The 6900-nt window shown below is 61.4% G+C and carries 5 protein-coding genes and 1 pseudogene; 3 read left to right on the plus strand and 3 right to left on the minus strand.

Going from position 1 to position 6900, the window contains the following annotated elements; translation table 11 throughout:
- From IB248_RS28995 to IB248_RS29005, 3 genes are all read left to right on the plus strand, one after another.
- Complete coding sequence (locus IB248_RS28995) at window positions 1-774, plus strand: thiazole synthase (RefSeq protein ID WP_169683161.1); 774 nt, start codon at window positions 1-3, stop codon at window positions 772-774.
- A complete protein-coding gene (locus tag IB248_RS29000) occupies window positions 771-1400 on the plus strand; it encodes a thiamine phosphate synthase (protein WP_169683163.1) in 630 nt (209 codons plus the stop codon). The genes IB248_RS28995 and IB248_RS29000 overlap by 4 nt, the downstream gene beginning before the upstream one ends.
- Before the next feature lie 116 nt (window positions 1401-1516).
- Window positions 1517-2842 (plus strand): glucoamylase family protein, encoded by a 1326-nt coding sequence (locus tag IB248_RS29005; protein ID WP_192242059.1) that lies wholly within the window; start codon window positions 1517-1519, stop codon window positions 2840-2842.
- Here IB248_RS29005 and IB248_RS29010 read toward each other — a convergent pair whose 3' ends face one another.
- From IB248_RS29010 to IB248_RS29020, 3 genes and pseudogenes are all read right to left on the minus strand, one after another.
- On the minus strand, window positions 2843-3883 hold the full coding sequence (locus IB248_RS29010; RefSeq protein ID WP_169683168.1) for an ABC transporter ATP-binding protein: 1041 nt from the start codon (window positions 3881-3883) through the stop codon (window positions 2843-2845).
- Window positions 3880-5497: pseudogene (locus IB248_RS29015) on the minus strand (iron ABC transporter permease). The gene IB248_RS29010 and the pseudogene IB248_RS29015 overlap by 4 nt, the downstream one beginning before the upstream one ends.
- 115 nt (window positions 5498-5612) lie before the next feature.
- Window positions 5613-6641, minus strand: a complete 1029-nt coding sequence (locus IB248_RS29020; protein ID WP_113469743.1) for an iron ABC transporter substrate-binding protein — start codon at window positions 6639-6641, stop codon at window positions 5613-5615.
- Between the last annotated feature and the right edge of the window lie 259 nt (window positions 6642-6900).

The following is a 6900-nucleotide window of genomic DNA, read 5'->3' on the forward strand; positions in this document are numbered from 1 at the left end:
ATGCTGACGCTCTACGACACCGTAGTCTCCTCCCGCCTGCTTCTCGGCACCGCACGGTATCCTTCACCTGCGACCCTCGCGGAGGCCGTCAAGCGATCGGGAACGGAGATCGTCACCGTCTCGCTCCGCCGCGAGACCGCGGGCGGACGGAGCGGCAGTGCCTTCTTCGAGATGATACGGGCATTCGGCGTTCGAGTTCTGCCGAACACGGCTGGCTGCCATGGCGTCTCCGAGGCCGTGCTGACAGCCAAGATGGCGCGCGAACTCTTCGGCACCAGTTGGATCAAGCTGGAGGTAATCGGCAATCACGATACGCTTCAGCCTGATGTTTTCGGCTTGGTGGAAGCCGCCCGCATCCTTTCCGCCGAGGGCTTTGAGGTCTTTCCCTACACGACCGACGACCTCGTGGTGGCCGAGAAGCTGCTCGAAGCGGGTTGCCGGGTATTGATGCCATGGTGCGCCCCGATCGGCAGTGCGGCGGGACCGCTCAACCTCTCGGCGTTGCGTTCGATGCGCGCACATTTCCCCGACATTCCGCTCATCGTTGATGCCGGCATCGGGCGGCCATCACATGCGGCGACCGTCATGGAGCTCGGCTTCGATGCCGTCCTCTTGAACACCGCTGTCGCCGGTGCCGGCAACCCGGCTACCATGGCGGGCGCGTTTGCCAAGGCGATCGAGTCCGGCCGCGAGGCTTTCGGTGCGGGCATGCTCGAACCGCGCGATGTCGCGGTTCCCTCGACACCCATCATCGGAAAGGCCGTATTTGCATGATGCTAGATCCCTTCTATCTCATCGTCGATAGCGCCGAATGGATCGCACGGCTGGTGCCGCTCGGCGTCAAGCTCGTGCAGCTCAGGATCAAGGATAAAGAGACGGCCGAGCTGCGCACCGAAATCCGAACCGCGAAGGCGATTTGCGCTAAGCATGGCTGTCAGCTCATCATCAACGACTACTGGCAGCTTGCCGTCGAAGAAGGATGCGATTTCGTCCACCTCGGTCAGGAGGATCTGGAAGCGGCCGATCTCGGCGCCATTCGTGTCGCCGGCCTGAAGCTTGGGCTGTCCACCCACGACGATGCGGAACTTGAGACGGCGCTAGCGGCAAAGCCGGACTACATCGCGCTCGGTCCGATCTATCCGACCATTCTCAAGCAGATGAAATGGTCGCCGCAAGGACCGGAACGCCTGCGCCTATGGAAGTCGCGCCTCGGCGACCTGCCGCTCGTCGCCATCGGCGGGTTGAACGTCGATCGAATCGAGGGCGTTTTTTCTCAGGGCGCCGACAGCGCTGCCGTCGTGACCGATATTACCCTGAACCCCGATCCGGAGACACGAACGCGGCAGTGGCTTGCTGTCACCGCACCTTGGCGAAGTGTGGAAATGCCATTGGGTCGGTAGCAGAATAGAACGGTCGATGGATCGTTCTGTCGCAACACCTTCAAAAATGATTGATTTGCGGATCGTGCTTCACCATGTTGAACCGGGGACTGGACAACAAGTTGGGCTTGGCACGTATGTTACAACGGACCGAGGAAACGGATGCCGCGCTGATCGACAGGCTTCAGCAAGGCGCATTCAATTATTTCCCGAAGCACTACAATCCCGAAAACGGGCTGGTCGCGGACACCTCCATCGCGGGCGTTCCCTGCAGCATCGCCGCGGTCGGCTTTTCCCTGTCGTCCTATCCCGTCGCAGTCGAGCGCGGCTGGATGCAGCGTTCCGACGCGATCGAATACACGCTGAAGACGCTATGCTTCTTTGCCAACGGCCACCAAGGTCGTGAGCGGCACGCGATCGGCTATCGCGGTTTCTTCTATCATTTCCTGCACATGGACACCGGCCACCGCGCCTGGAACAGCGAGTTGTCGACGATCGACACCACGCTTCTCGTCGCAGGCATGTTGACCGCGGCGGCCTATTTCGACCGCAACACCGAAGACGAGACGGAGATTCGCAGGCTCGCGAGTTTGGTCTACGAGAGAATCGACTGGCACTGGGCGCTGAACAAGGGCCAGACCGTCTGCATGGGCTGGAAGCCGGGCAGCGGCTTCCTGCGTTGGCGCTGGCAGGGCTACGACGAAGCGATCCTGCTTTATACGCTGGCCCTCGCTTCCCCGACGCATCCGATTCCGGCGTCGAGCTACGATGCCTTTACCGCGAGCTATTCGTGGATGCTGTTCGGCGACCAACCTTACGTCTATGCCGGCCCGCTCTTCATTCACTTCTTCTCGCATGCCTGGATCGATTTCCGTGGAATCCAGGACAAGGCGATGGCCGAACGAAACTGGGATTATTTCCGCAACACGCAGATATCGATCGCCGTGCAGCGGGACTACGCCGAGCGCAATCCCGGCCACTTCGTCGGCTACAACAAGGACATCTGGGGACTGTCCGCTTCGGATGGTCCGCCTCCGACCCGCAACATGCGCGGCGGTCGCCATCCGCGCGTGCTCGGCTATGCCGCGCGTGGCGCACCGCTCGGGCCCGATGATGGCACAATCGCACCGTGGGCAGCGCTTGCATCGCTCCCATATGACCGCCAGGCCTCGCTCGATGGCCTTCGCGCCCTGATGTCCACCTATCCGAACCTGCTCTACGAGGATCGCTTCCCCGGTGGATTCAACCCGACTGTCAAGACCAAGCGACCTGAAGGCTGGGTCGACGATCGCTGCGTCGGCATCGACCAAGGCCTACTGGTCATGACGATCGAGAATGACCGCTCGGACTTCATTTGGGGTCTGATGCGACGCTCACCGGTCATCAGGCGCGGTCTCGAGCTAGCGGGATTTAGCGGCGGCTGGTTGTCGGAAGACGAGAACTCTGAACGTAAGATCGCCTGATTAGCGGCTTCCGAGAACATGCGCCTTGCCGGCGATGTCGAGGCGGACATGATCTCCGCGCTCGGGAAGCGCCACGCTTGACGTCTTGATCATGATCGGCGGAAGGGCAACGCCTTCAAGCGACACGGCGACGGTGCAGGTCGCCCCGCCGAATTCCACTTCGACGACCCGTCCGCGATAGGTCTGCGCGCTTTCATCGGGAACGACCCTGATCTGTTCGGGCCGCAGCATGATCTCGACCTTGCCTTTGTGGCCGCCGTCGACGGCGACCCGGCCGAGCGCACAATCGGCAAAGCCGTCGCGAACGATGGCTGGAAGCATCACCGCGTCTCCGAGAAACAGAGCTGTCTCCCGATCGAGGGGCTGCAGGTAAACCGATTGCGGCGACCCTGCCTGGATCAACTTCCCTTCCCGCAGGACGGCAACCTGATCCGCAAAGGAGAGAGCCTCCGCCTGATCATGCGTGACGAGGATCGCGGTGATGCCTGCGGACTGAAGAACGCGGGCCACGGCCTTGCGCATATTCTCACGCAGACCGGTATCGAGCGCCGAAAACGGTTCATCGAGCAACATCAGACGCGGCTTGCGGCCGAGCGCGCGGGCAAGTGCCACACGCTGCTGTTGGCCGCCGGAAAGCTGGTGTGGCCGGCGGGTGAGCATGTTGCGGTCAAGCTCGACCATATCGAGCAGGTCGATGATGCGTCGTTCGCGATCGGGCGCGCCACGCTCGAAGCCAAAACCGATATTGTCGGCAACGCTCAGATGCGGAAACAGCGCGCCGTCCTGCGACACGATACCGATGCCTCGCTTGTGCGCGGGCACCGCTACCGGACCATCCGCCAGCAGCTCGCCGTCAAGCGTCACACGCCCTTCGTCGGGGTGCTCGAAGCCGGCGATGATGCGCAGCAGCGTCGTCTTGCCCGACCCTGACGGCCCGACAACGGCCGTGCGGCTTCCGGCGGCGACATCGAGTGAGATGTCCTGCAATGCCTGGACATGCCCATAGCGCTTGCTGATGCGATCGATCGTAAGCAGCGTCATTGTCCGGCAGTCCGTTTCGATTGGGCATAGAGAAGAAGGGTGAGGGGCAGCGATAGCACGACCATCATGAATGCGTAAGGCGCCGCCGCCACGTAGTCGATCTCGCTGGTCAGCGACCAGAACTTCGTCGCAAGTGTCTCCACCCCATTTGGCGCCAGCATCAATGTCGCGGTGAGCTCATTGGTAATGCCGAGACCGACGAGCGCAACGCTGGCGGCCGCGCCTGGCGCGGCCAGCCGCATGGTGATCTGTCGCACGGCCTGGGCAGGTGTCCGGCCAAGACCCATTGCAGCACGCTCAAGCTCCACGGGCGCTTGGGCGATGCTGGCGCGCAGGCCCACCATGGCGCGCGGCAGGAACAGCAGGATGTAGGCAGCAACGAGGGTCGCGAAGGTCTGGTACAGGGGCAGAACAAGCCGGACGGTAATCGTCACCAGCGCGAGCGCGACGACCACGCCCGGCAGCGAACCGACATAGTAGTGGCAGGCCTCGAGCAGGCGCTGCAGACGCCCTGGCGCTCGGACCGAAAGCCAGGCCATCGGCGCGGCGGCAATCGTGGCAAGCACGCCGCCGGCGATGGCAAGAATAATGGTTTGCACAAACGCATTGCCGACCGTGTCGACGCGCCAGACCTCGAGGCCGCCGAGATAGAGCCACCGCACCAGCGTCACCAAGGGAACACCGAGCGTCAAAGCCGCCAGACCCACCTGCAGTATGATCGCAGGCACTATGAACCCGCCGAGCCGACGGCGATCCGCGGGCCGCGCAGAACCGGATCCAACGCGGGCATACCGCTCATTGCCGCGCAACAGGATTTCGAGACACAGCAGAAGCAGGCAGCAAGCGACGAGAACGCCACCCAGCATGTTGGCGGCCGGGCTATTATAGGCGGATTGGAACTGGTCGACGATCGCGGTTGCGAAAGTGTCGAAACGGATCATCACGAAGAGGCCGTACTCCGAGAGCAGGTGCAGCCCGATCAGCAGCGAACCGCCACAGATGGCGAAACGCAACTGCGGCAAGATGGTGCGGAAGAACAAACGCCAGGGGCCGAGGCCAAGGGAAGAGGCCGCATCCTCAATGGCTGGATCCAGCCGGCGCAAGGCAGCGGCGACCGGAAGATAAAGAAACGGAAAGTATGCCAGTACGGAGACGAAGACACCGCTCTGCAGCCCACGCATGCCGGGAACGACGCTGATCCAGGCGTAGCTATGGACAAAGGCCGGCACCGCCAGCGGCGCAACCGCCAACCACGACCAAAGCCGGGCGAAGGGGATGTCCGTCCGTTCGACCAACCAGGCCAGCGTTACGGCAAGGGCGATCGACAGCGGAATGGTAAAAGCTTCCAGCAGCACCGTGTTGACAAGCAGTTCGCCAACGCGCGCACGAAACACCAATTCCTTGACGGTCTGCCAACCGACATCAAAGGTTATCCAGCCGATGAAACCAAGCGGAACCAAACTGAACAGCGCCACGACGGAAGCAAAGAGGATGACGGAAGCGTGGGGCAAACGCGCCCGCAGCCGATCTATTCCCGCCACCGGCCGCACCATCGGCCTTTCATGACCGGGAACAAGCAATCTGTTGTCCTGCAGCAAGGCCTGCCGCCTTTATACGCTGAAAAAGGAAGGCAACCGCCTATGAAAGGCGGTTGCCGATTTCGTCATGCCCTACGTTTTTCTTGAGCCAAAAGCAACAGTTTTAACCCCCGGGCCCGTGACAGAAAGACTTAGATGATGCCGGCGGCAGTCATCAGTTCCGTCACCTTCTTGCTGTTCAAGTTGGCTGCATCGACCGTCGGTGCATCGAGATCAGCCAGCGGAACGAGCTTCTCATTCGATGCTGCATTTTTGCCGACCGCATATTCGTAGGACGTGCCGTTCTTGAGGATGTCCTGGCCCGGCTTGCCGGTGACGAACTTGAGGAAGGCCTGAGCCTCCTTGGCATGCTGGCTCGACTTCAGAACGCCGCCGCCGGAAATGCTGACGAAGGCGCCGGGATCCCGGTTCTTGAAGTAGTGGAGGGCAACGTTCTTGCTGTTCTCACCGGTCTTCGCCTGATCGCCGAACCAGTAGTAGTGATAGATCACCGCACCCTCGACTTCGCCGGCATTGACCGCCTTCATGGCGACGCTGTTGCCCTTATATGGCGTGGAGTTTTCCTTGAGCGCCTTGAGCCAGGCCGCGGTCGCCTCCTCGCCCTTGAGCTCGAGCAAAGCGCTGACGATCGCCTGGAAGTCAGCACCAGCAGGCGCAGCGCCCCAACGACCCTTCCAGACCGGATCCGCGAGGTCGAGCAGCGACTTCGGCAACTTGTCTTCGGTCAGCTTCGTCTTGTCGTAGGCAAAAACCGTCGAACGGGCGGCAATGCCGGTCCACATGCCATCAGACGGACGATATTGCTCTGGAACCTGCTCGAGGGTTTCCTTGTCGACCGGTGCAAATAGGCCGGCGGCATCGACCAGCGTCATGGCCGGAGAGTTCTCGGTCAGGAATACGTCGGCCGGCGACGCGTCGCCTTCCTGGACGATCTGGTTGGCGAGCTGCATGTCGCTGCCCTGGCGCACCGTTACCTTGATGCCGGTTGCCTTGGTGAACGCATCGATCCACTCGCGCCCGAGGCTCTCGTGTTGCGCATTGTAGACGACGATACCTTCGGATTCCTGCGCGACAGCGGCGCCGGTGGCCAGCGAAGTTGCGGCAACGAGCGAGGCGGCAAGCGCCAGCGCGCCGGAAAGGCGATTAAGGGAAGTTGTCATGAAGCCCTCCATTGTTTCACCGGGGATCCCGGGATGATGAGCCGTATATTTTTGTTGATTTGGAATTTCAAGTTTTAGTGATGGCACAAATATCACAAATACTTGAAACCATTGATCAACTTTAGAATCGTTCTAGGTGTGTAGTCCCTGAGTGTGATGGTGCATCATTGAACCTGAGTCGTCAGGAAGAGGATGCATTATGGGAAGTATTCTTCACGGCAGCGCCCGCACGACGCCGCGTCTTCGAGCCGAACTCCAA

This window comes from Rhizobium sp. RHZ01 (assembly GCF_014851595.1).
Taxonomy (GTDB): domain Bacteria; phylum Pseudomonadota; class Alphaproteobacteria; order Rhizobiales; family Rhizobiaceae; genus Rhizobium; species Rhizobium altiplani.